Source organism: Streptomyces puniciscabiei (assembly GCF_006715785.1).
GTDB lineage: Bacteria > Actinomycetota > Actinomycetes > Streptomycetales > Streptomycetaceae > Streptomyces > Streptomyces puniciscabiei.
Genome location: NZ_VFNX01000004.1, coordinates 196,547 through 219,363, shown reverse-complemented (window position 1 = coordinate 219,363; position 22,817 = coordinate 196,547). Strand labels below are relative to the sequence as shown.

21 protein-coding genes and 2 pseudogenes are annotated in these 22,817 nt (G+C 72.6%); 11 read left to right on the top strand and 12 right to left on the bottom strand.

The genetic code is table 11. From position 1 onward, the window contains the following. Positions 1 to 161 precede the first annotated feature (161 nt). The 4 genes and pseudogenes from FB563_RS38895 (at position 162) to FB563_RS43365 (ending at position 2,180) form a co-directional block, all read left to right on the top strand. Entirely contained in the window at positions 162 to 554 is a 393-nt protein-coding gene (locus tag FB563_RS38895) for a DUF2267 domain-containing protein (RefSeq protein WP_055708222.1), read from the top strand. 104 nt (positions 555 to 658) lie between these two features. After that, complete coding sequence (locus FB563_RS38890) at positions 659 to 1,264, top strand: YdeI/OmpD-associated family protein (protein ID WP_055708223.1); 606 nt, start codon at positions 659 to 661, stop codon at positions 1,262 to 1,264. Positions 1,265 to 1,359: 95 nt separating this feature from the next. Continuing rightward, positions 1,360 to 1,785, top strand: a complete 426-nt coding sequence (locus tag FB563_RS38885; protein ID WP_055708224.1) for a MerR family transcriptional regulator — start codon at positions 1,360 to 1,362, stop codon at positions 1,783 to 1,785. A 299-nt stretch (positions 1,786 to 2,084) separates the two neighbouring features. Then, positions 2,085 to 2,180, top strand: a pseudogene (locus tag FB563_RS43365). Positions 2,181 to 2,194: 14 nt separating this feature from the next. Here FB563_RS43365 and FB563_RS38875 read toward each other — a convergent pair. From FB563_RS38875 to FB563_RS45675, 3 genes are all read right to left on the bottom strand, one after another. Continuing rightward, positions 2,195 to 2,566 (bottom strand): peptidoglycan-binding domain-containing protein, encoded by a 372-nt coding sequence (locus FB563_RS38875; RefSeq protein ID WP_055708225.1) that lies wholly within the window; start codon positions 2,564 to 2,566, stop codon positions 2,195 to 2,197. Between the two features lie 236 nt (positions 2,567 to 2,802). After that, on the bottom strand, positions 2,803 to 4,353 hold the full coding sequence (locus FB563_RS38870) for a phytoene desaturase family protein (RefSeq protein ID WP_324615860.1): 1,551 nt from the start codon (positions 4,351 to 4,353) through the stop codon (positions 2,803 to 2,805). Positions 4,354 to 4,413: 60 nt separating this feature from the next. Further along, on the bottom strand, positions 4,414 to 4,491 hold the full coding sequence (locus FB563_RS45675; RefSeq protein ID WP_373305753.1) for a 50S ribosomal protein bL37: 78 nt from the start codon (positions 4,489 to 4,491) through the stop codon (positions 4,414 to 4,416). A 194-nt stretch (positions 4,492 to 4,685) separates the two neighbouring features. Here FB563_RS45675 and FB563_RS38865 point away from each other — a divergent pair, with 194 nt between their 5' ends. Beyond that, a complete protein-coding gene (locus tag FB563_RS38865) occupies positions 4,686 to 5,162 on the top strand; it encodes a GreA/GreB family elongation factor (protein WP_055708227.1) in 477 nt (158 codons plus the stop codon). Positions 5,163 to 5,189: 27 nt separating this feature from the next. Here the strand turns inward: FB563_RS38865 and FB563_RS38860 are convergent, their stop codons facing one another. Beyond that, a complete protein-coding gene (locus FB563_RS38860; RefSeq protein WP_055708228.1) occupies positions 5,190 to 7,721 on the bottom strand; it encodes an ATP-dependent Clp protease ATP-binding subunit in 2,532 nt (843 codons plus the stop codon). A 173-nt stretch (positions 7,722 to 7,894) separates the two neighbouring features. Here FB563_RS38860 and FB563_RS38855 point away from each other — a divergent pair, with 173 nt between their 5' ends. Then, positions 7,895 to 8,821, top strand: a complete 927-nt coding sequence (locus tag FB563_RS38855; protein ID WP_055708229.1) for a LysR family transcriptional regulator — start codon at positions 7,895 to 7,897, stop codon at positions 8,819 to 8,821. Between the two features lie 503 nt (positions 8,822 to 9,324). Here the strand turns inward: FB563_RS38855 and fdhD are convergent. Next, entirely contained in the window at positions 9,325 to 10,161 is an 837-nt protein-coding gene (fdhD, locus tag FB563_RS38850) for a formate dehydrogenase accessory sulfurtransferase FdhD (protein WP_055708230.1), read from the bottom strand. Beyond that, on the bottom strand, positions 10,149 to 12,452 hold the full coding sequence (locus tag FB563_RS38845; protein WP_055708231.1) for an FdhF/YdeP family oxidoreductase: 2,304 nt from the start codon (positions 12,450 to 12,452) through the stop codon (positions 10,149 to 10,151). The genes fdhD and FB563_RS38845 overlap by 13 nt, the downstream gene beginning before the upstream one ends. A 200-nt stretch (positions 12,453 to 12,652) precedes the next feature. On the opposite strand from FB563_RS38845, the gene FB563_RS44675 reads away from it, so the two are divergent. The 3 genes from FB563_RS44675 to FB563_RS43360 all read left to right on the top strand — a co-directional run bounded on the left by FB563_RS44675 (position 12,653) and on the right by FB563_RS43360 (position 13,546). Next, a complete protein-coding gene (locus FB563_RS44675; RefSeq protein ID WP_055708232.1) occupies positions 12,653 to 12,907 on the top strand; it encodes a hypothetical protein in 255 nt (84 codons plus the stop codon). Positions 12,908 to 13,082: 175 nt separating this feature from the next. After that, positions 13,083 to 13,205 carry a hypothetical protein gene (locus FB563_RS45045; RefSeq protein WP_267888660.1) on the top strand — a complete coding sequence of 41 codons (123 nt, stop codon included), beginning with the start codon at positions 13,083 to 13,085 and terminating at the stop codon, positions 13,203 to 13,205. A 146-nt stretch (positions 13,206 to 13,351) separates the two neighbouring features. Then, entirely contained in the window at positions 13,352 to 13,546 is a 195-nt protein-coding gene (locus FB563_RS43360) for a hypothetical protein (protein ID WP_167528554.1), read from the top strand. Between the two features lie 12 nt (positions 13,547 to 13,558). On the opposite strand, the gene FB563_RS38835 is transcribed toward FB563_RS43360, so the two are convergent. From FB563_RS38835 to FB563_RS38825, 3 genes are all read right to left on the bottom strand, one after another. Beyond that, positions 13,559 to 13,936 (bottom strand): NUDIX domain-containing protein, encoded by a 378-nt coding sequence (locus tag FB563_RS38835; RefSeq protein ID WP_055708233.1) that lies wholly within the window; start codon positions 13,934 to 13,936, stop codon positions 13,559 to 13,561. A 117-nt stretch (positions 13,937 to 14,053) separates the two neighbouring features. Then, a complete protein-coding gene (locus FB563_RS38830; protein WP_055708234.1) occupies positions 14,054 to 14,935 on the bottom strand; it encodes a YegS/Rv2252/BmrU family lipid kinase in 882 nt (293 codons plus the stop codon). Between the two features lie 78 nt (positions 14,936 to 15,013). Beyond that, positions 15,014 to 16,606, bottom strand: coding sequence for an FAD-binding oxidoreductase (locus tag FB563_RS38825; protein WP_055708235.1), 1,593 nt, complete (start codon positions 16,604 to 16,606; stop codon positions 15,014 to 15,016). Between the two features lie 129 nt (positions 16,607 to 16,735). Between FB563_RS38825 and FB563_RS38820 the strand changes: the two genes are divergently transcribed. Both FB563_RS38820 and FB563_RS38815 read left to right on the top strand, forming a co-directional pair. Then, positions 16,736 to 17,335, top strand: a complete 600-nt coding sequence (locus FB563_RS38820; protein ID WP_055708236.1) for a TetR/AcrR family transcriptional regulator — start codon at positions 16,736 to 16,738, stop codon at positions 17,333 to 17,335. Continuing rightward, complete coding sequence (locus FB563_RS38815; RefSeq protein ID WP_142219225.1) at positions 17,332 to 18,915, top strand: glycerol-3-phosphate dehydrogenase/oxidase; 1,584 nt, start codon at positions 17,332 to 17,334, stop codon at positions 18,913 to 18,915. Before FB563_RS38820 ends, FB563_RS38815 begins: the two co-directional genes overlap by 4 nt. A 131-nt stretch (positions 18,916 to 19,046) precedes the next feature. Here the strand turns inward: FB563_RS38815 and FB563_RS38810 are convergent. The 3 genes and pseudogenes from FB563_RS38810 to FB563_RS38800 all read right to left on the bottom strand — a co-directional run bounded on the left by FB563_RS38810 (position 19,047) and on the right by FB563_RS38800 (position 22,729). Continuing rightward, positions 19,047 to 20,498 (bottom strand): annotated as a pseudogene (locus FB563_RS38810) (WGR domain-containing protein). A gap of 156 nt (positions 20,499 to 20,654) precedes the next feature. Then, positions 20,655 to 21,623 (bottom strand): threo-3-hydroxy-L-aspartate ammonia-lyase, encoded by a 969-nt coding sequence (locus FB563_RS38805; RefSeq protein WP_055709678.1) that lies wholly within the window; start codon positions 21,621 to 21,623, stop codon positions 20,655 to 20,657. Positions 21,624 to 21,742: 119 nt separating this feature from the next. Then, positions 21,743 to 22,729, bottom strand: a complete 987-nt coding sequence (locus FB563_RS38800) for an aldo/keto reductase (RefSeq protein WP_055709679.1) — start codon at positions 22,727 to 22,729, stop codon at positions 21,743 to 21,745. Between the last annotated feature and the right edge of the window lie 88 nt (positions 22,730 to 22,817).

Here is a 22,817-nt window from a genome sequence, read left to right as displayed (position 1 = left end):
GGCCCGCGGTCTCACGCAGCGAAACCGTCTGCTTCTGCCGTGCAGCCCCTGGCGCGCGGGGTACTGGGAGCGAGAGGTACGGCGTACGGGCCGGACGCCTCCGGACGGCTCGGGTGCCGTGGACACGCACAGCGGTGGGACAGCACCGAAGTGAGGTGACGATGAGGTACGACGAGTTCCTCGCCCGTGTACGCGAGCGCGGCGAGTACGACAGCCCGCACGAAGCGGCGGAGGTCACGGAGGCCGTGCTGAGTGTGCTGGCACAGCGCATCGGCCCGGGAGAGATCGACGACCTCGCCTCCCAGCTGCCCGGCCCCCTGGGCCCCTGCCTGGCCGACGCGAAGCAGCCGCAGCCGGAGCGCTTCGGGATCGAGGAGTTCCACCGCCGGGTCGCAGAGCGGGTCGGGGGCAGGCCGCGCACGGCCCAGTGGGACGCCGGCGCCGTGCTGACCACGGTCGCCGACAGTGTCAGCGGAGGAGAGCTGAACCAGGTCCTCAGCCAGCTCCCGTCGAGCTACGCCGCCCTGTTCGGCAAGCCGGAACTGACGGACTGAGAGCGGCACCCTGCGGCACTGGCGGACCGCCGGCGACCCGCGCGTCGGTGCCCCGGCGTGCCTGCCGATTGACCGTGTCGCCGGGGTGGGTTTTGATGTGGGCCATGCCGGATGCAGCACAGACGGGTGGAGCACGCAACGGGGCCGATCCGGTCCTGGCCTTCGCCACGCAGGAGGCGTGGGAGCAGTGGCTGGAGGAGCATCACGCCGACGTGCCCGGCATCTGGCTGATGATCCCGAAGAAGGACTCGGGGCTCGCCGGCGTCGACTACGCGGGAGCGCTGGAGTCGGCGCTCTGCTTCGGCTGGATCGACGGGCAGAAGAAGAAGCTGGACGAGCGGTACTGGCTGCAGCGCTTCACCCCGCGCCGGCCGGGCGGCAAGTGGTCGAAGGTGAACCGGGAGAAGGCCACCGAGCTCATGGAGCAGGGCCGGATGCGGCCGGCCGGCCTGCGGGAGGTGGAGCGGGCCCAGGCGGACGGCCGCTGGGAGGCGGCGTACGAGGGTCAGCGCACGGCGACCGTGCCCGATGACCTGCGGGCGGCCCTGGAGGCGGCTCCGGAGGCGCGGGACTTCTTCGCGACGCTGGACAGCCGCAACCGGTACGCGATCCTCTACCGGGTCCAGGACGCCAAGAAGCCGCAGACCCGGGCGGCCCGCATCGAGAAGTTCGTCGCCATGCTCGCCGGGCGGCGCAAGCTCCATCCCTGAGTCACCGCGCGGAACGCACTTGCTTCAAGCGCACTTGAACGTTCTGGCGTGTCCCGCATGACGGTGATCGACAGCACCCCCTGACATCCTCGTCCATGGACCCCTGTGCGCCCGTGGTGCCACAGCTGCCCCGGCCCGATGGCCGGGACAGCCACACCATCAGGGAGGTCGCGGCGCTCACCGGACTCCGCCCGCACACCCTGCGCGGGTACGAGCAGATCGGCCTGCTGCCCCAGGTGGACCGGTCGCACGCCGGCCAACGCCGGTTCGACGACCGGGACTTGGAGTGGCTCACCTGTGTGACCATGCTGCGGCTGACCGGAATGCCGGTCGCCGACATGGTGCGCTACGCCGAGCTGGTCCGCCAGGGGGCGCAGACCTACGAGGAACGGCACCGGATGCTGGAGCGGACGCGGCGCGAAGTCCTCGCGCGCAGCGCCGAGTTGCACGACACGCTCACCGTGCTCGACGCCGAGATCGACTTTTACGCGGACGCCCGCCGGGTGCCGGAAGGGGCCTGAGCGTCATCATGGGCAACACCATCGAACAGATCCGCAAGGTCGAACTGAGCACCGGCGGCCCCCTCGTCGGCGTCCAGGGATTCGGCGCCATGGGTTCGACGACGGGGCCTGGGCGAGGCTTCGCCCTGCCCGTGTGCCTCTCCTCGCCTCTGCCGCGCGGCCGTTGCCCGGTCGCACGCCTCGCACCGGCGGCCGGGCTCCGCGCCGGGCGGTCAGTGGCGCGTCAGTGCCGGATCAGGCGGATCCGGCACTGTTGTCCATGGGAACGGCGCAGCGGGAGACCGTGGAGCCGGGAGCGAGGAGAGGTGCCCGGAGTGGTTGATCGGGGACCGGTGAGCGTTGGCTCGAGGTCGGGCTCGTAGGGGCCCACGCAGGTTCGAATCCTGCCCTCTCCGCAGCGCCGAGACCCTCAGTGGCCGTCGGCGAACCGCTTGAAGGCGGCCTTGGTGCCGGAGCCGGCGATGCCGTCGATCGGGCCGGTGTAGCCCCAGTACTGCTTCAGGCAGCGCTGGAAGGCCTTCCAGCTGTTGGGGCCGAGCTGTCCGTCGATGGCCCCGGTGTAGTGCCAGTACGTCCTCCGCCAGGGCTGCACCTTCTTGGCCTGGGTGGCGTTCAGGCCGAGGTTGTTCACCGCCTGCGGGGTGACGGCCCCGGTGGTCACCGCCGGGTGGGCGGAGACGGGAGCGGCGACGCTGGTGCCCGCGGCGGCGAGGCCGCCGGCGGCCAGGGCTGCAGCGGTCGTGACGGTGACCAGCGCCCTGGTCAGGATGTTCGTTCGCATGGTGTTCCCCCTGATGGTCGAGTGCCTCTCGGCACGGCACACAAGGTAGGCGCCGGCGCTTTCCGCCGTCGCCAGCCCGGGAGTTGACTCCCGGCTCCACCGGCCGCGGTAGGACGGAGCGCCGTACAACCCGCGCGGTATCCGGGTGGGGCACCTCACCCGCCGCGGGGGTCCACCGAGTCCCGCGGCGGTGCCTCCCCGCGGCCGTCAGGCCGTTCGCCCGGGCCGGCGGCGGGTCAGTGGCGGCGTGCGGCCCGTAACCCCAGGTGCCGCAGTGCGGCCGCCGCGGCTCCGGCGCCGCACATGCCGTGCGCGCCGGGACCGGGAGGGGTCGCCGCCGAGCACAGGAAGACCCCCGGCAGGCCGGTCGAGTACGGCTCGGCGGTCGGGCGAGGACCCAGGAGGAGCTGCGGGGTCGTCCGCGCCCCGGTGATGATGTCGCCGCCGGAGAAATTGGGATTGGCGGCGGCGAACCGGGCGGGCGGGGTGGCCCGGCGGCCCACAACGCGGTCGCGGACACCCGGGGCGAACCGCTCCAGCTGACGGAGTATCGCCTCGGTGGCGTCGCCGTCGTAGCCGTACGGCACATGGGCGTAGGTGTAGACGGGGTGGACGTCACCCACCGAACGGGAGGGGTCCGCCAGGTACTGCTGGCCGACGAGCACGAAGGGGCGCTCGGGCATGCGGCCGGCCACCACGGCCCCCTCCGCGCCGGCCACCTCGGCGAGCGGGCCGCCGAGGTGCACGGTGCCGGCCCGGCGTGCGTGCTCGTTCCGCCAGGGCACGCCGCCCTCGACGGCCAGGTCGAGCTTGAAGACGGCGGGGGCGCGCCGGAACCGCCGGTAGGCACCGCGTACCCGGGCCGGGAGCCGGTCGCCGTAGAGGGCGGCGACCTGGCCGGGGTCGAGGTCGAGGAGGGTGACGTCGGCGGGCGGCAGCTGCCGGTGGTGGGTGACGCGCACGCCGGTGTGGACGGTGCCTCCGTGCATCCGCAGTACGCGTTCCATGCTGCGGGCGATGGACTGTGAGCCGCCCTCGGCCACGGCCCAGCCGGCGGCGTGGCCCGCGGTGAGGATGCCGAGCCCGATCGCGGAGGTGAACGGGCGCGACAGCGGACGGAAGGCGTGTGCCGCCACACCCGCCCACAGGGACTGCGCCTGCGGGGTGGTGAAGAGGCGGGCCAGGAGGGAGGCGGGAAGCGCGGTCGGCAGGCCGAAGCGGGCGAGCGCCAGTGGGTGCGCGGGGACGCGCAGCAGGGGGCCCATCACATCGTGCACCAGGGCGTCCCAGTGACGTACCGGGCCGGCGAGGAGCGTGCGATACCGGTCACCGTCCGGGCCCAGCATGCGGGCGGTGTCCGTCACGGAACGCAGCAGCACCCCGGCGCTGCCGTCGTCCAACGGGTGCACGCAGTCGATGTCCGGCAACAACCAGCGCAGCCCTTGCCGTTCGAGTTCCAGCGCGCGCAGGGCCGGGGAGCCGACGGCCATGGGATGAACGGCCGAGCAGCAGTCGTGTACGAGTCCCGGCACGATCGCCTCGTCGCTGCGGGTCCCTCCGCCGACCTCGTCCGCCGCTTCCAGGAGCGTGACGTCCAGACCCGCCTTCGCGAGGAGAGCGGCGGCGGCCAGGCCGTTGGGCCCGCCGCCCACCACCACTGCGGAGGTCATGTGGCGCACCTCGGCGTGAGAGCGGCCGAGGGTGCGGGAGGGGACGTCGGCGTTGTCATGTGCCCGAGTCTGGCGTTCCTCCGGCCCGATGTCCCACGCATCCGGCGGCGCACGCAAGGAGGGCGCCGGTCCGCGAGGGTGCCGGCGCCCATGGTCCTGTCCGTGTCCGTCAGGTCTTCAGCACTGCGGCCGTTTGCCGTGGTTGGCGGCATGGCCGCGGCGCGACTTCTTCTTCCGGCGTCGCTTCGAGGACATGGGAACCTCCTGGAGGGGAGCGGGAAACCTGCAAAACAGAACACGTGAAAACACCGTATATCGGGACACCTGACGCCTCCACCGCAGCCGCCGCCACGACCGCGGACAGGCGACGGCACGACCTCGCACTCCCGTTGATACGATGCGAAAAATGCCCGAATAATCAAAATTCTCCCCTGGACAGAGGAGCCGGAATGACCGGTGACCCGGAGCCGATCAGTGCCGCTGCCCGCCGCGCCCTGGAGCAGGAGCTGGCCGACCTGCGCGACGAGCGCCGGCTCGTCGCCGGAACCCTGCAGGACACCACGGAGGTGGGCGACCAGGCCGACCAGGCCGACCAGTTGCAGCGCGCCGATCAGCTGGACCGCCTGGACCGTCGTATCGAGACCATCACCGAGCGGCTGCGCCAAGCCGACGTCGCCGGGCCCGCCCCGACAGACGTGGTCGGCGTGGGCAGCACAGTCACCGTCCGCTTCCGGGACGGCTCGGTGGAGACGCTGCGGATCGGCGAGCTCGCCGAGGCCCTGGACCAGAACCTGGTCACCTCCGACAGCCCGCTCGGCCGCGCACTGACCGGCCACCGCCCCGGTGACTCCGTCCACTTCGACACGCCCGACGGACCGTCGAGCGTGGTCGTGGTGTCGATCGGGGAGCAGAGCGAGCACGGCTGACCGGTGCGCAGTCGGCGGGGACCCCGGTCACCCCTCCGCCGGCGCGGCCCCCGCCCCGGCGGGTTCACCGGAGCCGCTGTCCTTGCGGACCCGGCAGTGGAGGGAGTCGTGTTCGACGTCCGCGACGATGGTGTCCCCGGGCTCCGCATCGCCGCTCAGCAGGAGGGTGGCGATCCGGTTGTCGAGTTCCGCCTGGATCGTGCGGCGCAGCGGCCGGGCACCGAACTCCGGCTGGTGGCCGTGCGCGATGAGCAGCCTCTTCGCCTCCTCGGTCACCTCCAGCGCCATCCCCTGGGCGTGGACGCGGCGTTTGCTCCGGTCCAGCAGATGGTCCACGATCTTCCCGAGATCGTCCTCGGTCAGCCCGTGGAAGATGATGATGTCGTCGATCCGGTTGAGGAACTCCGGCAGGAACCTGGTCCGCAGGTCCTCCATCAACTCGTCCTTCAGCTCGGACACATCACCCTTGTGGTCCAGGATCCGGTGCGCGCCGATGTTGGACGTCATGATGACCACGCAGTGCCGGAAGTCGACGGTGCGCCCCTGGGCGTCGGTGAGCCGGCCGTCGTCCAGGATCTGCAGCAGGGTGTTGAAGACGTCCGGGTGCGCCTTCTCCACCTCGTCGAACAGCACCACGCTGTACGGCCGGCGGCGCACCTTCTCGGTCAGCTGGCCCGCTTCCTCATAGCCCACGTATCCGGGAGGGGCACCCACGAGCCGGGCGACGGTGTGCTTCTCCTGGAACTCGCTCATGTCGAACCGGATCATCCGGTCCTCGTCCCCGAACAGCAACGCCGCGAGGGTCTTGGCGAGTTCGGTCTTGCCGACACCCGTCGGACCGAGGAAGAGGAAGGATCCCACCGGCCGGTCCGGATCCCCCATCCCCGCCCGGTTGCGCCGTACCGCCTGGGAGACGGCGGTGACGGCCTCGTCCTGGCCGACGATCCGGGCGTGCATCTCCTCCTCCAGCCTCAGCAGCTTCTCCTTCTCGCTCGCCGTCAGCTGCGAGACCGGGATCCCCGTACGGCGGGAGACGACGTCGGCGATGTCGCCGGCCGTCACCGACACCACACCCTCGCGGCGTTCCTCGATGCCGGCGAGTTCACCCTCCACCTCGGCGATCTGCCGCTTCAGCTCCGAGGCCTTCTCGAAGTCCTCCACGGACACGGCCTGGTCGAGTTCGCGGCGGAGCTGGGCGATGCGGTCCTCGCGGCTGACCACCTCCGTGGACCTGCCCACGCTGCGCAGCCGCACCCGCGCACCGGCCTGGTCCATCACGTCGATCGCCTTGTCGGGCAGGAAACGGTCGGTGACGTAGCGGTCGGAGAGTTCCGCGGCGGCCACCAACGCACCGTCGCCGAACCGGACTTGATGGTGCGCCTCGTAGGAGTCCCGCAGACCCTCCAGGATCTGCACCGTCTCCTCCACCGTCGGCTCCGGCACCATCACCGGCTGGAACCGCCGCTCCAACGCCGCGTCCTTCTCCACGTACTTGCGGTACTCGTCGATCGTCGTGGCACCCACGACATGGAGTTCACCGCGGGCGAGGGCGGGCTTGAGCATGTTGCCCGCGTCCATCGACCCCTCCCCCGTCGCCCCCGCGCCCACGACGGTGTGGAGTTCGTCGATGAACAGGATGATCCGGCCCTTCGCGGCCTGGACGTCCTCGATGACCTTCTTCAACCGCTCCTCGAACTGGCCCCGATATTGCGCCCCGGCCACCATCCCCGACAGGTCCAGCGCCACGACCCTCTTGTCCTTGAGGCTGTCGGGCACCTCACCGGCCACGATCCGCTGCGCCAGCCCCTCCACGATCGCCGTCTTGCCCACACCGGGCTCACCGATCAGCACGGGGTTGTTCTTCGACCGCCTGGAGAGGATCTCTACGGTCTGCTCGATCTCCTCGGCGCGTCCCACCACCGGATCCAGCTTCCCCGCCTTCGCCTCCTCCGTCAGATCCCGGCCGAACTCGTCCAGCGTCGTCGCCGGCGTCTTCTTCCGTTCGGCGGGAGCTCCCTCTCCGCGCGCGGCCTGTTCGGTCAGATCCGCCAGCTTTCCCGTGTCCATGCCCTCGGCGCGCAGCAGCCTCGCGGCGCCCGTGTCGCTGTCGCCCAGCAGGGCGCCGAGGACGTGCTCGGGACCGATGTACGAGACACCGGCCGCCTGGGACCGGGCGTAGGCTGCGCCCAGCGTGCGCTTGGCCGCCGGGGTGAGGCCGGGCTGCGCGGACGGCTCGCCGGACTCCCGGGGAAGGATCTTGGCGATCTCGGCCGCAAGCGTGTCGGGGTCGACGTCCAGCTGGGAGAGCAGTCTCCGGGACGGTTCCACCTTGGTGGCGGCCCACAGCAGATGTTCGGTGTCCAGGTCGGACGTGCCGTCCTCGACCGCCCGCCGCGCGGCGAGGTTGAGCAGTTCCTGCGACGACTCCGTCAGCAGCCGGCCGATGGGCACCCGCTGCACCGCGGGGGGCGACGACGCGGGCGACATCCCGAAGAAGCGGTTGAACAACTCGCTGAAGGGATCCGACGAACCGAACGGTGCACCGAACGACATCGACATGGCAGCTCCTGGGCGCGGAGGCCGGCATCCGCGGGGTGGTTGTTCCGGGGTCCGTAATCACTCAACCCCGGTGGGCACGGCGCCGCAAACGGAGGACACGGAACGGGGGTCGGCCCAGTCCGGGGTCCGGGCCCCGACTGGCGTCGCGGGGTGCGGTCGGGTACACCCGTGCCGTGCTCTTTCGCCAGCTGGAATACCTCGTCGCCCTCTCCCGGGAGCGGCACTTCGCCCGTGCCGCCCAGGCCTGCTACGTCTCCCAGCCCGCCCTGTCGGAGGCGCTGCGCAAGCTGGAGGAGGAACTCGACGTACCGCTGGTGCGACGCGGCCGCAAGTACGAGGGCCTCACCCCGGAGGGAGAGCGCATCGTCGTATGGGCGCAGCGGATCCTCGCCGACCGTGACGCCCTCAAGGACGAGGTCGACGTCCTGCGCAGCGGCTTGAGCGGGCGGATGCGGATCGGTACGGTGCCGACCGCCTCCGGTGCCGTCGCCCAGCTGACCGGACCGTTCTGCGCGGCGCACCCGCTGGTCACGGTCGAGGTCATCGCCGACATGCAGTCGGTGGACATCCTGCGGCAGCTGCAGAACTTCGAGCTCGACGCCGGGGTCACCTATCTGCGCGAGGACGTGTCGGAGGGCTTCCACACGGTTCCGCTGTACCGGGAGCGGTACGTCCTGCTGCTCACGGCCGCCGACGGTCTGGCCCGGCGTACGAGCGCCACCTGGGCGGAGGCCTCACGGCTGCCGCTGTGCATGCTGACCCCGGCGATGCAGGGCCGCCGGGTGCTGGACGAGCTGTTCGCGCGGGCGGGGACGCAGCCCTCGCCCCGGCTGGAGACCGACTCCGTGGCGGCGCTGTTCGCCCATGTGCGGACCGGCCGGTGGGCCGCCATCGTGCCGCACGCCTGGCTCCATGTGTTCGGCGTGCCGCACGGCATGCGCACGGTGCCGCTGGTCGAACCCGCCGCGGCGGTGCCGGTGGGGCTGGTGATCGCCGCCCGCGAACCGGGTTCGGTGATGGCGAGGGCGCTGACGGACATCGCCCGCTCCACGGACGTGGCCTCGGCCCTGGAGCGCGTACCGGGGGATCCCGGGCGGTAGCCGACGGCTCCGGGCGGGGGGCACGGCATGCCACGGTGCGCCGACAGTGCCGGGCGGGGGCACGGCCGGCCACGGTACGCCGGACAGTACCGGGCACGGATCCGGCTCGCCGCTGCGCGCCGGCGGTGCCGGACGCGAATCCAGCCCGCCGCTGCACACCGACAACGCCGGACGCGGATCCGGGCCGCCGGTGTGCGCCCATGGCACCGGTCAGGATCCGGCCCGTGTGCACCGCCGTCGCCCTGGTGCGGCCGGTCGCCGTCCGCGAGGGATGCTGACGGCCTGCCGAGCGCGTCCCGCCCGTCCGCGGAGCCGTCGGCCGATTCCCCCGGTGGTCCCGGGGCCGCCGGGCTCCCCCGGGCGCTGGACCAGCCGGTCGCCGTCCGCTGCTCGGCACACCGAGCCCTCGGCCGTCCTGCCGGGCGCGGGAGCGGCCGCGGCAGCGGCTTCGGGGGCTCCCCGGTTCCCCACCCCGCCGGCCCCGGCGCCGCCACCAGACCGCGTCAGCCCGCCGGCTGCGGCCGGAACCGCTCCGCACCGGCGTACACGTTCATCGACGTACCGCGCAGAAAGCCGACCAGGGTCAGCCCGCTCTCGGCCGCCAGGTCCACGGCCAGCGAGGAGGGGGCCGAGACGGCCGCCAGCAGGGGAATGCCGGCGAGTACGGCCTTCTGCACCAGCTCGAAGGAGGCACGGCCGCTGACCATCAGCATGGTGCCGCGCAACGGCAGCAGGCCCGAGCGCAGGGCGTGTCCGACGACCTTGTCCACCGCGTTGTGCCGGCCCACGTCCTCGCGCAGGCACAGCAGCTCGCCGTCGGCCGTGAACAGTCCGGCCGCGTGCAGGCCCCCGGTGCTGTCGAACACCTTCTGGGCCGCGCGGAGCCTTTCGGGCAGGGTGGCCAGCAGCTCCGGGCCCACGCTCAGCGGATCCTCGGCCACGGACCACCTCCTGGCCATGCGCACCGCGTCCAGGCTCGCCTTGCCGCACAGGCCGCACGCGGAGGTGGTGTAGAAGTTCCGCTCCAGCGACGCGTCGGGCAGGGCGACGCCCGGGGCGAGGGCGACGTCCACCACGTTGTAGGTGTTGCCGCCGTCCGCCGTGGCGCCGGCGCAGTAGCGGATTGCCGTCACGTCGGCGGCGGCGTGGACGACGCCCTCGCCGGCGAGGAAGCCGGCCGCGAGGTCGAAGTCGTCGCCCGGGGTACGCATGGTCACGGTGAGGGGACGCCCACCGACCCGTATCTCCATCGGTTCCTCGGCGGCCAGGGTGTCCGGCCGGGCGGAGGGCACTCCGTCGCGGATCCGGAGCACCGGCCGCCGTACCGTCACTCGTCCCATGGTCCTGCCCCTCGCGCGGGTTCCAGGCGGATCAACACGCCCTTGGACGTGGGGGTGTTGCTGATGTCGGCGACGCTGTCCAGCGGCACCAGGACATTGGTCTCGGGGTAGTAGGAGGCGGCGGAGCCGCGGCTGGTGGGGTAGGCGACGACGCGGAAGTCCTCCGCCCGGCGCTCCAGCCCGTCGTGCCAGACGGCGACGAGGTCCACCCGGTCGCGGTCGGCGAGCCCGAGGGCGGCCAGGTCGGCGGGGTTGACGAGCACGACGCGGCGGGCGTTGTGGATGCCGCGGTAGCGGTCGTCCATCGCGTACGGAACGGTGTTCCACTGGTCGTGGGAGCGCAGTGTCTGCAACAGCAGATGGCCCTCGGGGATGTGCGGCATCGTGAACTCGTTGACGGTGAGGACCGCCTTGCCGCTCGGGGTGCGGAAGACGCGCCGGTTGACCGGGTTGGGCAGCCGGAAGCCGCCGGGCCTGGCCACCCGGGCGTTGAAGTCCTCGAAGCCCGGGACGACCCGGGAGATGCGGTCGCGGATGGTGGCGTAGTCCGCCTCGAACTCCTCCCAGGGGATGTTGGGTGCGTCACCGAGGGTCCGGCGGGCCAGCCGGCTGATGATCGCGACCTCGCTGAGCAGGTGCGGGGAGGCCGGGGCCAGGCGTCCGCGGGAGGCGTGCACCTCGCTCATGGAGTCCTCGACGGTGACGACCTGCTCACCGGACGCCTGGATGTCGCGGTCGCTGCGGCCGAGGGTGGGCAGGATGAGGGCGGTGTCACCGCAGACCGTGTGGGAGCGGTTGAGTTTGGTGGAGATGTGCGCGGTGAGCCGGCACCGGCGCATCGCCTCCTCGGTGACATGGCTGTCGGGGGTGGCCCGGACGAAGTTGCCGGCGACGCCGAGGAAGAGTTTCGCCGTCCCGTCGCGCATGGCCCGGATGCCGTCGACCGAGTCCAGGCCGTGCTTCGCGGGCGGGGTGAAGCCGAACTCGCTTCCCAGGGCGTCGAGGAACGCCTGGGGCATGCGCTCCCAGATGCCCATCGTGCGGTCTCCCTGGACGTTGCTGTGGCCGCGCACCGGGCACACGCCGGCGCCCGGCCTGCCGACGTTGCCGCGCAGCAGCAGGAAGTTGACGACCTCACGGATGGTGGGAACGCCGTGCTTGTGCTGGGTGAGGCCCATGGCCCAGCAGACGATGATCTTTCCGCTGTCCAGCACCTGGTCGTGGACGCGCTCGATCTCCTCGCGGGTGAGCCCGGTCGCGTTGAGGACGTCCTCCCAGGCGATCTTCCGGGCGTGGTCGGCGAAGTCGGCGAAGCCGGTGGTGTGGGCACTGAGGAAGGCGTGGTCGAGTACGGTGCCGGGGCGCTCGTCCTCGGCCTCCAGCAGCAGCCGGTTGAGTGCCCGGAAGAGGGCGAGGTCGCCGCCGGGGCGGATCTGCAGGAACTGGTCGGCGATGGCGGTGCCCCGGCCGATCACTCCGCGTGCCTTCTGCGGGTGCTTGAAGCGGATGAGTCCGGCCTCCGGCAGCGGGTTCACGGCGATGACCTTGCCGCCGTTGCGTTTGGTCTCCTCCAGCGCGGTCAGCATCCGCGGATGGTTGGTGCCCGGGTTCTGTCCGACGACGAAGACGAGGTCCGCGGTGTGGATGTCGTCCAGGGAGACACTGCCCTTGCCGATGCCCAGGGTCTCCATCAGCGCGGAACCGCTGGACTCGTGGCACATGTTGGAGCAGTCGGGGAGGTTGTTGGTGCCGTAGGCGCGGGCGAAGAGCTGCAGCAGGAATGCGGCCTCGTTGTTCAGCCGGCCGGAGGTGTAGAAGAGGGCCTCGTCCGGGGAGTCCAGCCGGCGGAGCTCTCCGGCGAGCACGTCGAGCGCCTCGTCCCAGCCGACCGGTTCGTAGTGCCGCGCACCGGGCCGCTTGATCATGGGCTCGGTCAGCCGGCCCTGCTGGTTGAGCCAGTAGTCCGACTTCGCGTCCAGTTCGGCGATCGAGTGCCGGCGGAAGAACTCGGCGGTGACGCGGCGCGAGGTGGCTTCGTCGCTGATGTGCTTGGCGCCGTTCTCGCAGTACTCGTTGCGGTGCCGCTTGCCCGGTGCCGGCTCGGGCCAGGCGCATCCCGGGCAGTCGAATCCCTTGACCTGGTTGATGTTCAGCAGGGTCAGCGCGGTGCGCCGTACGGTCGTCTGCCCCAGCGAGTACTCCAGCGCGTGCGTCACCGCCGGGACACCGGTCGCCCAGCGCTTGGGCGGGGTGACCGACAGATCGTCGACGGGGTCCTCGATGCCGCTCATGGTCCGGTCCGCCTCTTTCTCCGATGGGCACTGCGAGGCAGCATCCGCCTCTTTTCGGAGACACGTCAAAGAGGTGTTCTCGATGGCGTGATAGGCGCCGGTTATCAGACAGGCGGCGCCTGCAGGCAGACGAACGAGGCCTCTTCGACTTCCTCGGACCGCGCACCGACGATGACCCGTACGACGGCATCCCGGACGCCTTGCCCGCGCGCCCCGGCACCCTGACCGGCGCACTCGGGCACGCGCCGGCCGAACCGCTCGTCGCGCTCACCGACCTGCCGCCGTTCGCGACCACCGCGATGGATGGCTGGGCCGTGGCCGGACCCGGCCCCTGGCGGCTCGGCGAGCCCGGGCCGCTCGCGCCGGACTCGGCCGTGCCCATCGCCACCGGTGCCCCGGTGCCGCCCGGCGCGACACCCGGCTGCTGCCGGGGTTCACCGCGGGCCAGCAGGTGACACCGCTGCCGCTCGACGGTACGGCGATGGTGCGCGGCCTGGTCCTGGCGGACGGCCTCGCGGTCGACGTGCTGCGGCTGCCCGGCCGTTGAAACCAGGCATCCCGCCGCACAGCTCCCCGAGCCGCACGGCGCGCCGGACCGGGCGGGGCCGGCGTGATGGGATGGAACACGAGGTGACCGAGGACGACACCGCGGCTGACCGCCTGGACGGAGGCGGCCACCGTGGGGGCCGCACCGAGTCCGGCCGGGCCGCCGTCGACACCGCGGTGGACATGCTGCGACTGCTCGGCCGTTGAAACCAGGCATCCCGCCGTACAGCCCCCTGCGCCGTACGGCGCGCCGGACCGGGCGGAGCCGGCGTGATGGGCGGTCACCGTGGGGGCCGCCACCGTCTTCGCCGGGTCCGGCCGGACCGCTGTCGGCACCGTGGTGCGGGTTCGGCATGTGCGGGACACGCCGGTCGGTGGCCGGGGGAGGTGAGCGCCGAACCGTCCGCCTCCGTCATCGCGGGCGGATCACGTTCGTGGTGCGGGCCGTCGACCGCGAGAGAGGGTTGGTGGCCACGGGCCGGATCGACCGGGCGGTCGTCGACCGGCAGCGGTTCCTCGCGCGCAGGCCGGACGCGGCGGACCGCTGACCGGCAGGCACGTCACACGGGCGTGTGCCCCCGGAGGTACTCGCGCACGGCCGGTGGAAGGGCGGCGCCGGCGGTCTCGGGGATCGGCACCCAGCGCACCTGCTCCGGCGCGAGACCGGCCCCGTCCGACGGGGACTCGCTCAGCAGTTGGCACACCACCGCCGACGCCCCGTCGGCTGCCGCCGAGTGGGGCGGGGTCAGGGGCTCGGTGCCGTCGACGAGGTAACCGGTGAGTTCGTAGACGACGCGGGCCGCGGTGGCCTCGGCCGGCTCGGCCGGTTCGGGGGTACCGGACGGCAGTGCCCAGCCGTGGCCGTCCGCCACGAGCAGCAACCGTCCGTCGTACAGGACGACCGCCTGCACCACGCCCTCGGCGGGCTCCAGTGTCATGACCGACCAACCCCTCCCCGGCGCGCTCGGCCGGTTCTCCTCCCCCTACCCAGGGCAGGCTGGTCATGCACCGACGCCGTACCGCTTCCCGATGTTCCCGGTCGACGGTGACCGGGGTCAGTACAGCACCGGCAGGTCCCCGGGCCGTACCCGCACGGTCACCGGGAGGGTGGCGTCGACCTCGCCGTCCGCGCCATAGGGGACGGGCCGGTTCGCCTCGATGCGCAGTTCCCTGCCGCGCAGCACACGTACCTCCGGACGGTGCACATGTCCGCCCGACTTCAGCTCGTTCATGAGGGCGAAGAACAGCCGGCGCGGTGCCTCCCGGATCATGACCACGTCCAGCAGGCCGTCGTCGACGCGCGCGTCGGGGGCGATGAGCCGACCGGAGCCGTAGTAGGGGGAGTTGGCGGCGACGACGGTGTATCCGCGGTGCGTGTGTTCCTCACCGTCGACGGTGACCCGGTAGTCGGCCGGCCGCCAGGTGGTGACGGCGCGCAGGCCGCCCGCGTAGTAGGAGGCGGAACCGCGCAGCAGCCGGGAGTGGTTGGCGTGCCGGTTGGCCACCGCGTCCACGCCGGCGTAGACACTGCCGAGGACCACGGTGCGCGGGTGGACGGCCGACTCCACCTCGATGGTGTCGACCGGCCGGGGCTCGGCGTGCAGCAGGATCGCGGCGAGTGCGGCAGGGTCGGCGGGCAGGTCCAGGGCGCGGGCGAAGTCGTTGCCGCGTCCCGCGGGCACCAGGCCGAGGACGGTCCCGGTACCGCTCAGCGCGCCGCCGATGCCGCCCGCGATGCCGTCGCCGCCGACCGCCAGGACGATCCGGCCGCGCTCGCCGGCGTGGCGGGCGATGTCCTGGGCGTGGGCGAGGCTGTGGCTGTACTCCGTTTCCAGCTCGGCTCCGGCCTCGCGCAGCAGCCGGGCCAGGTGCAGCAGTGTCGCCGCCCCGGTGGAGCCGCCCGCGGTGGGGTTGACGACGGCGGTGAACTGTCGCATCGGTGTGCCTCCGAAGCAGGCGGATCGGGTGGGACCGGTCCGTGGATCAGTGGGGCGGTGGGTGAGTGGGGCGGTGGGTCAGTCGATGGGGAGCAGGACGCCGGGGTTGAGGACGCCCTCGGGGTCCAGGCGGCGTTTGACGGCGCGCAGGGCGGAGATGCCGAGCGGTCCGGCCTCGCGCTCGTACCAGTCGCGGTGGTCGGTGCCGACGCCGTGGTGGTGGGAGATGGTGCCGCCGGCCGCCAGTACGGCCTCGTTGGCCGCGCGCTTGGCGGGCGTCCAGTGTGCCACCGGGTCCTCGCCCTGGGCGCTGACGACCGTGAAGTACAGCGAGGCGCCGTTCTCGTACACATGGGAGATGTGGCACATCACCAGGGGCGGGGTGCCGGCCTCGGTGAGGGTGTCGGTGAGGGCGGTGCGCACGGCCGTGTACAGGTCGGGGACACGGGACCAGAAGGCGGCGGTCTCCAGGGTCTCGGCGAAGGCGCCGACGTCGAGCAGGGCGTCGCGCAGGTACGGCGCGGAGAAGCGGCCGTGGGCCCAGCGTTCGCCCGGTTCCGCACCGAGGAGGGTGCCGCCGCAGGCGGTGAGGACGGCCGCCGCCTGTTCCCGGCGCTGCGCGGTGTCCTCGGCCGTGCCCTCGTAGCCGGTGATGGCCAGGCAGCCGGCCGCGCTCTGCGACAGGTCGCCGCCGATGGCGTCGGGCTGGGCCAGGCCGATGAGGGTCTCCGTCTCGTCGGACAGCCGGAGCACGGTCGGCCGGGGACCGTCCTGGGCGAGCCTGCGCAGCGCGGCGGAGCCCTCCTCGAAGGAGGCGAACCGCCAGCCCTCGTAGATCCGAACCTGCGGCAGCGGGCGGATCCGCACGGTGACGGAGGTGATGACGCCGAAGGCGCCCTCCGAGCCGAGGACCAGCTGGCGCAGGTCGGGTCCGGCGGCGGAGCGCGGGGCGCGGCCGGTCTCGATGGTGCCCTCGGGGGTGGCGAGGGTCAGGCCGAGGACCATCTCGTCGAAGCGGCCGTATCCGGCGGACGCCTGGCCGCTGGAGCGGGCGGCCGCGAAGCCGCCGATGGTGGCCCACTCGAAGGACTGGGGGAAGTGGCCGAGGGTGAATCCCTGTTCGGCGAGCAGGGCCTCGGCCTCGGGGGCACGCAGACCGGGCTGGAGCACGGCGGTACGCGAGACCGGGTCCAGGTCGAGCAGGCCGTTCATGCGGCGCAGGTCCAGCGCGATGAACGCACTGCGCTGGGGGGCGAGTCCGCCGACGACCGAGGTGCCGCCGCCGAAGGGGACGACGGCCAGGCCGTGCGCGGCGCAGGCGCGCAGGACGGCGAGGACCTCGTCGTGGGAGCCGGGCAGCACCACGGCCTGCGGGACGTCCGAGAAGTCCCCGGCGCGGACGCGCAGCAGGTCGGGGGTGGACTTGCCGCGGGTGTGCCGGATGCGGCTCTCGCTGTCGGTGCGGACGTGCTCCGCGGCGCCGACGGCCTCGGTGAGCGACTTGAGCGCGGCGCGGGCGGCTGTGGTGGCGGGCAGGTCGATGTCCTCGAGGGCGAGCGCGGGCGCGGTGCGGGGCTTGACCCCGAGCAGGTCGCGCAGCAGTCCGGTCACCGACTCGGGCAGCGGGGCCGCCTTGGCCGGGTCGCCCCAGCCGTTCCACAGCATGTCCATTGAACGGTCGTCCTCACGGGTCGGTGTGCTCGATGTGCTCGGTGTACTCGGTTGGCGCGACGGCCGACGGGCCGTCTCCGGGGGACGGTGTCTGCTGCGCCCGGCCCCCGGGGCGTTACACTGTGACACATGACGCCTATTCGTCACAACGGTTCGGACAACGATCAGGTGCTCGACGCGGTGCGCGACTGTGTGCTGGCCGTCGGGGTCCGCCGCACCACCCTCGCCGACGTGGCCCGCCGCGCCGGTGTCTCGCGGATGACGCTGTACCGGCGCTGGCCGGATCTGCGGACCCTCGTGGGCGACCTGATGACGCGCGAGTGGATCGACGTGGCCACCCGGGCGATCCCCGAACCCGGCTCCGGTACGGACACCCGCACCCGGATCGTGGACGGACTGGTGGCGGGCGTCGAGGCCTTCCGGGCGCACCCGCTCTTCCGCAAGATCGTCGACGTCGATCCGGAACTGCTGCTCCCCTATGTGCTCGACCGCCGTGGAGCGAGCCAGGAGGCGTTGCTGGCGCTGCTGGCCGACGGGCTGCGCGAGGGCCACGCGGACGGCTCCGTGCGCCCCGGGCATGTCGAACGGCAGGCCCGCGCGCTGCTGTTGACCGTGCAGTCGTTCACCCTGTCCCTGCGCACGATGACCGACGAGGACGATCCGGAGCTCGACTCCGCGGCCTTCCTCGGCGAGTTGCGCACCCTCCTGGAGAGGACCCTCACGCCATGAGCCACACCCGGACCGGCGCCGGCTCGTCCCTGAGCGCCCACCGCCGCAGGCGCGAACTGGCCGAGGCCACCGACGGCAGGGTCGTCGACGTCCTGGTCGTCGGGCTCGGCGCCACCGGGGCCGGAGCCGCCCTGGACGCGGCGGCCCGCGGTCTTGACGTCGCCGCGGTGGACGCCCACGACCTGGCCTTCGGCACCTCCCGCTGGAGCTCGAAGCTCATCCACGGCGGCCTGCGCTATCTGGCCTCCGCGCAGTTCGACGTCGCGCACGAGAGCGCGGTCGAGCGCGGAGTGCTGATGACACGGACCGCCCCGCACCTGGTGGCCGCCCAGCCGTTCGTCCTGCCGCTGACCCCGCTGGTGTCCCGGGCCCAGGCCTCGCTGGCGTGGGCCGGGTTCCGCGCCGGGGACATGCTGCGGCTGGCCGCCCGGACCCCGCGCCAGGTCCTGCCCGGCCCGCGCCGGCTGACGGCGACGGAGTCCCGGCACCTGGCGCCGGCGGTCCGCCCGGCCGGACTGCGCGGCGGACTGCTGTCCTGGGACGGCAAGGTGACCGACGACGCCCGGCTGGTGACCGCCCTGGCCAGAACGGCCGCCGCGCAGGGCGCCCGGGTGCTGACCCGGGTCAGGGTGCTGGAGCTGACCGGCACCGGTGCCCGGATCCGCGACGAACTCACCGGCGAGGAGGGCGAGATCAGGGCCCGCGCGGTCATCAACGCGACCGGGGTGTGGGCGGGCGACCTCGTCGAGGGCATCCGGATCCGGCCCTCCCGCGGCACCCATCTGGTACTGCGCTCGGAACGGCTCGGCACCCTGCCGGCCGGCCTGCACATCCCGATACCCGGTGAGACCAACCGCTTCGTCCTGGTCCTGCCCCAGGGCGACGGCCGGGTGTACGTCGGTCTCACCGACGAGCCGGTCGAGGGCGGGATCCCGGACGTCCCGGACGTGCCCGAGACCGACATCGGTTTCCTGCTGGACGTGCTGGGCTCGGTCCTGGACGCACCGGTGGCCCGGGAGGAGGTCGTCGGCGCCTTCGCCGGTCTGCGCCCCCTGCTGGACACCTCCGGACACGACGGCCGTGACGGCGAACCCGCCCGCACCTCCGACATCTCCCGCCGGCACGCGGTGCTGACGTCCCCCGACGGCATCACGACGATCGTCGGCGGCAAGCTCACCACCTACCGGCGGATGGCCCAGGACGCCGTGGACGCCGCGACCGCCGCGCGGGGACTGACGGCCGCGCCCTCCCCCACCGCCGCGCTGCCCCTGGTCGGCGCCGCCGCCCCCGCCCGGCTGCGCGCCCTGTCCGCGCCCCCGCGCCTGGTCCGCCGCTACGGCACCGAGGCCGAGGCCGTCCACGCCCTCGCGGCCGAGGACCCCGCCCTGGCCGAGCCGGTCCTGCCCGGCCATCCGGTGACCCGCGCGGAACTGCTGTGGGCGGTCCGGCACGAGGGCGCGCTCGACGAGTCGGACCTCCTGGACCGCCGTACCCGCATCGGCCTGGTCCCTCAGGACCGCGCCGAGGTGCTCCCGGTGGCGCGGGAGGTGCTGGCGGAGGCCGAGAGCGTACGCCCCTGACGGCTCGCGTCCTGCTGTGCCGGAGCGCGCGCGTACACCCGTCAACGTCCCGGTAGGGCACGGTAGTTGCCGACGTAGGCGACGGCGTGCGGACCTGAGGCACGGGTGGCCGCCCGGAGGCAGTGACGGCGTCACAGCAGGCGGCGGATGTCGCCGCGGATGCGGTAGAAACCGCCGGCCGCCGGGTGCAGGGCGTCCACCACATAGCGGGCGCCCGGCTCACGTATCGCGCGCGGGAACTGGACGTTCCAGGAGGCGTCGTAGCCCTCGGACACCACGTGCACCCGCAGCCGGCCGCCGTCCCGCACGCATTCGACCACCACGGCTCCGGCAGGAGCCTGCGCGACGGTGGACACCGCGGCCGCGGCGGTGGCGGGCTGGTAGGTCGGCAGGGCCGCGGCGAGCTTGACGTCCCGCGCCACCGGCACCGTGCCCTGCTCGGCCGCGGCGATGGCCGTCTCGCTCGCGTCGACGCACACCAGCGAGCCGTCGGTGGTCACCAGGTACAGCCGCTCGCCGCGGTACTGCATCGACAGCGCCGAGCCGCCGCCCGTGCCCAGCTTCCACAGGCGCGTGCCCTGCTGGTCGAAGCAGTAGACGGAGGACGCGGCGTCCCCGGCGAAGACGAACCGACCGCCCGGGGAGGTGGCACATGAGTAGACCGCGCTGTCACAGGCGTACGTCGCCTCGATGGCGCCGGTCGCCTTCGACAGCCGCTGGACCACGCGGTGGCCCGTGCCCGCGTAGACGGCGTCGTCCTCCTGCCAGCCGAACAGCACGCTGCCCTTGGTGGCCGTGTGCCACAACTCGCCGCTGCCGTCGGGCGCGTAGGCGGTGACGCCACGGTGGTGGCCGTGGTAGACGGCGCGGTCGTCGGCGCGCACCATCCAGGCGTGTCCGCCCTGGCTGCGGCGGGCCCACTGGTGTTCGTCCTCGTGGTCGATGACGGTCAGCCGGCCGTCGCGGTCGGACACGTTCAGGATGCCCTCGTGGATGTCCAGCCAGAAGATGTCGACGTCGGCGGCGATGTCGTACGCGGCGAAGGGCAGCTTGGAGGAGAGGTCGTAGACCTTGCCGTCGTCGCAGCCCGCGTAGATCCAGAAGTCGTCGGCGACCAGGCACTTCACCCCGTCCGGCAGACCGAACCGGGCGAGGACGGCGCCGTCGTGGCCGAGGGTGTAGACGTCACCCGCCTGGTTGCCGACCCAGCAGTGTGTGTCGTCGACATGGATGCCGAAGGCGGCGGAACCGGTGCGGAACCGCCACAGCACCGGAGCCACCGCCCGCGCGGTGGACGGGGCCGAGCTGACCTGACGCCGGGTCACCGGGCGCGGGGCGCGCTGCCCCTGGACCGCCGGGGCGTATCCCTTGCGGACCTTCTCCCCCACCTTCCTGGCGGCGGCCGCCCTTGCCTACTCCGCGGTCGGGAAGGTCGTCGTCTGGATCTGACCGGTGGCGCCGATCCTGCCGTACCGCACCGTCACCACCGAGCCGTCGACGGTCACTTCGTAGAACTTGTGGGCGCCGCCGCTCTCCTGCGACAGCTCCAGATACGTCGTCGTAGCCGCGGACGCCGTGGTCATGGCACACCCCTCCCCCAGGACGGACCCGCGGCCGTTCCCGCGGGTCCTCACTGATCAAACCGTAAGGGCGACCACTGACAACGGCCCGAGCCCGCGGTGCGGCGCCGGTTCACCGCCCGCGCAGAATCCGAGGAGCACCATGCGCCGCAACTCCGGTCATCCGGCGATGAGTTCGGCGAACCTCCCGGCGTCGATGTTGCCGCCGGAGGCGATGACACCGATGCGGGGCGGGAGCTTGTCGACGCGGCCGGCCAGGAGTGCGGCGAGGCCGGTGGCTCCGCTGGGTTCGAGGACGATCTTCAGGCGTTCGAAGGCGAAGCGCATGGCGGTGACGATCTCCGCGTCGCTGACCAGGGCGATGTCGTCGACCAGGCGGCGGTTGATCTCGAAGGTGATCTCGCCGGGCGTGGGCAGCGCCTGTCCGTCGGCGATGGTCCGGGGCACGGGCAGGGTGACGCGGGCGCCGCTCTCCAGGGACCGCTTGGTGTCGTCGCCCTCCTCAGGCTCCACGCCGACGACCCGGATGCCGGGGTGCAGGGCCTTGGCGGCGGTGGCGCTGCCGGCGATCAGGCCGCCGCCGCCGACCGGCACGAGCAGGGCGTCGAGCGGGCCCGTCTCGTCGAGGAGTTCCAGGGTGGCGGTGCCCTGTCCGGCGATGACGTGGGGATGGTCGTAGGGCGGGATGAGGGCCAGGCCGCGGTCCTCGGCCAGCGCCGTACCGAGCGCGGTGCGGTCCTCGGTGTAGCGGTCGTACGTGATGATCTCGGCGCCGTATCCGGCGGTCGCCTGGCGCTTGACGTGTGGGGCGTCCTCGGGCATCAGGATGACCGCGCTGGTGCCGAGTTCGCGCGCGGCCAGGGCGGTGGCCTGGGCGTGGTTGCCGGAGGAGTAGGCGGCGATGCCCTTGGCCAGCTGGTCCGGGGAGAGCTGGGCGGCCGCGTTGTAGGCGCCGCGGAACTTGAAGGCGCCGACGCGCTGGAAGTTCTCGCACTTGATGAACACCTCGGCGCCGACGAGGGCGTTCAGGGTGCGCGAGGTGAGAACCGGGGTGCGGTGGGCGATGCCTTCGAGGCGTGCGGCGGCCGCACGGACGTCGTCGAACGTTACGGGGGACGCTGCGGCCATGACCGTCTCCTCATTGGACTGATTTTCCAACCTTGGACAAGGACTCTAGATACGGTGACGCCCGTCTGTCCAGGAAAGGACAGACGGGCGTACGGCGAGAGCCCGGCGCGCGGTGGGGCTCAGTGACCGGCGATCCCCCTGGGCGTGTACGGCTCTTCGAGTTCCCGGATCTCGTCGTCGGTGAGCCGGAGGTCGAGCGCGGCGAGCGCGTCCGGGACGTGGTGGGGCTTGGTGGCACCGACGATGGGGGCGGTGACACCCGGGCGGGAGGCGACCCAGGCCAGGGCCACCTGGGCCCGCGGGACGCCACGCCGTTCGGCGATCGCGGCGACGGCGTCGACGATCCGCTTGTCGTCCGGCTGGTACAGGGTGCGGCCGTAGGCATCCGTCTCGCCGCGGACACTGGTGGCGTCCCAGTCCCGGGTGAGCCGGCCACGGGCCAGCGGGCTCCACGGGATCACGCCGACGCCCTGGTCGGCGCAGAGCGGCAGCATCTCGCGCTCCTCCTCCCGGTACAGGAGGTTGTAGTGGTTCTGCATGCTGATGAACTTCGTCCAGCCGTGCCGCTCGGCGGTGTGCTGCAGCGTGGCGAACTGCCAGGCATACATCGAACTCGCCCCGATGTACCGGGCCTTGCCCGCCCTGACCACGTCGTGCAGCGCCTCCATCGTCTCCTCGACCGGGGTGTGCGGGTCGAAGCGGTGGATCTGGTAGAGGTCCACGTAGTCGGTGCCGAGCCGGCGCAGGCTCTGGTCGATCTCGGTCATGATCGCCTTGCGGGACAGGCCGGACCGGTTGGGACGGTCGCTGCGCGCCGCGCCGTTCTCGACCGCGAAGTAGACCTTGGTGGCGATCACGACGTCCTCGCGCCGGGTCAGCTCGCCGAGCGCCCGGCCGACGATCTCCTCGCTGGTGCCGGCGGAGTAGCTGTTGGCGGTGTCGAAGAACGTGATCCCCGCGTCCAGGGCCTGGCGGACGAGCGGGCGGGCGGCCTCCTCGTCCAGGGTCCAGGGATGCGGCCCCCGGTCGGGAACGCCGTAGCTCATGCAGCCCAGCGCCAGCCGGGAGACCTCCAGGCCGCTCGTGCCGAGCTTGACGTACTCCATCGTTCGGTTCCCCTCGTCGGTGGGGTCCCGCCGGGGTGCCACACGGCGCGGGTCCGGGTACCGGGCGGGACTTCTCCGTCAGCGTGAT

Bases quoted from the DNA above. Each gene is read 5' to 3' on its own strand.
- FB563_RS38825 (WP_055708235.1), bottom strand. From the start codon at position 16,606: ATGGACATGCTGTGGAACGGCTGGGGCGACCCGGCCAAGGCGGCCCCG.
- FB563_RS38845 (WP_055708231.1), bottom strand. From the start codon at position 12,452: ATGAGCGGCATCGAGGACCCCGTCGACGATCTGTCGGTCACCCCGCCC.
- fdhD (WP_055708230.1), bottom strand. From the start codon at position 10,161: ATGGGACGAGTGACGGTACGGCGGCCGGTGCTCCGGATCCGCGACGGA.
- FB563_RS38895 (WP_055708222.1), top strand. From the start codon at position 162: ATGAGGTACGACGAGTTCCTCGCCCGTGTACGCGAGCGCGGCGAGTAC.
- FB563_RS45675 (WP_373305753.1), bottom strand. From the start codon at position 4,491: ATGTCCTCGAAGCGACGCCGGAAGAAGAAGTCGCGCCGCGGCCATGCC.
- FB563_RS38860 (WP_055708228.1), bottom strand. From the start codon at position 7,721: ATGTCGATGTCGTTCGGTGCACCGTTCGGTTCGTCGGATCCCTTCAGC.
- FB563_RS38800 (WP_055709679.1), bottom strand. From the start codon at position 22,729: ATGGAGTACGTCAAGCTCGGCACGAGCGGCCTGGAGGTCTCCCGGCTG.
- FB563_RS38890 (WP_055708223.1), top strand. From the start codon at position 659: ATGCCGGATGCAGCACAGACGGGTGGAGCACGCAACGGGGCCGATCCG.
- FB563_RS38865 (WP_055708227.1), top strand. From the start codon at position 4,686: ATGACCGGTGACCCGGAGCCGATCAGTGCCGCTGCCCGCCGCGCCCTG.
- FB563_RS43360 (WP_167528554.1), top strand. From the start codon at position 13,352: ATGTGCGGGACACGCCGGTCGGTGGCCGGGGGAGGTGAGCGCCGAACC.
- FB563_RS38830 (WP_055708234.1), bottom strand. From the start codon at position 14,935: ATGCGACAGTTCACCGCCGTCGTCAACCCCACCGCGGGCGGCTCCACC.
- FB563_RS38885 (WP_055708224.1), top strand. From the start codon at position 1,360: ATGGACCCCTGTGCGCCCGTGGTGCCACAGCTGCCCCGGCCCGATGGC.
- FB563_RS38820 (WP_055708236.1), top strand. From the start codon at position 16,736: ATGACGCCTATTCGTCACAACGGTTCGGACAACGATCAGGTGCTCGAC.
- FB563_RS38805 (WP_055709678.1), bottom strand. From the start codon at position 21,623: ATGGCCGCAGCGTCCCCCGTAACGTTCGACGACGTCCGTGCGGCCGCC.
- FB563_RS38875 (WP_055708225.1), bottom strand. From the start codon at position 2,566: ATGCGAACGAACATCCTGACCAGGGCGCTGGTCACCGTCACGACCGCT.
- FB563_RS38835 (WP_055708233.1), bottom strand. From the start codon at position 13,936: ATGACACTGGAGCCCGCCGAGGGCGTGGTGCAGGCGGTCGTCCTGTAC.
- FB563_RS38815 (WP_142219225.1), top strand. From the start codon at position 17,332: ATGAGCCACACCCGGACCGGCGCCGGCTCGTCCCTGAGCGCCCACCGC.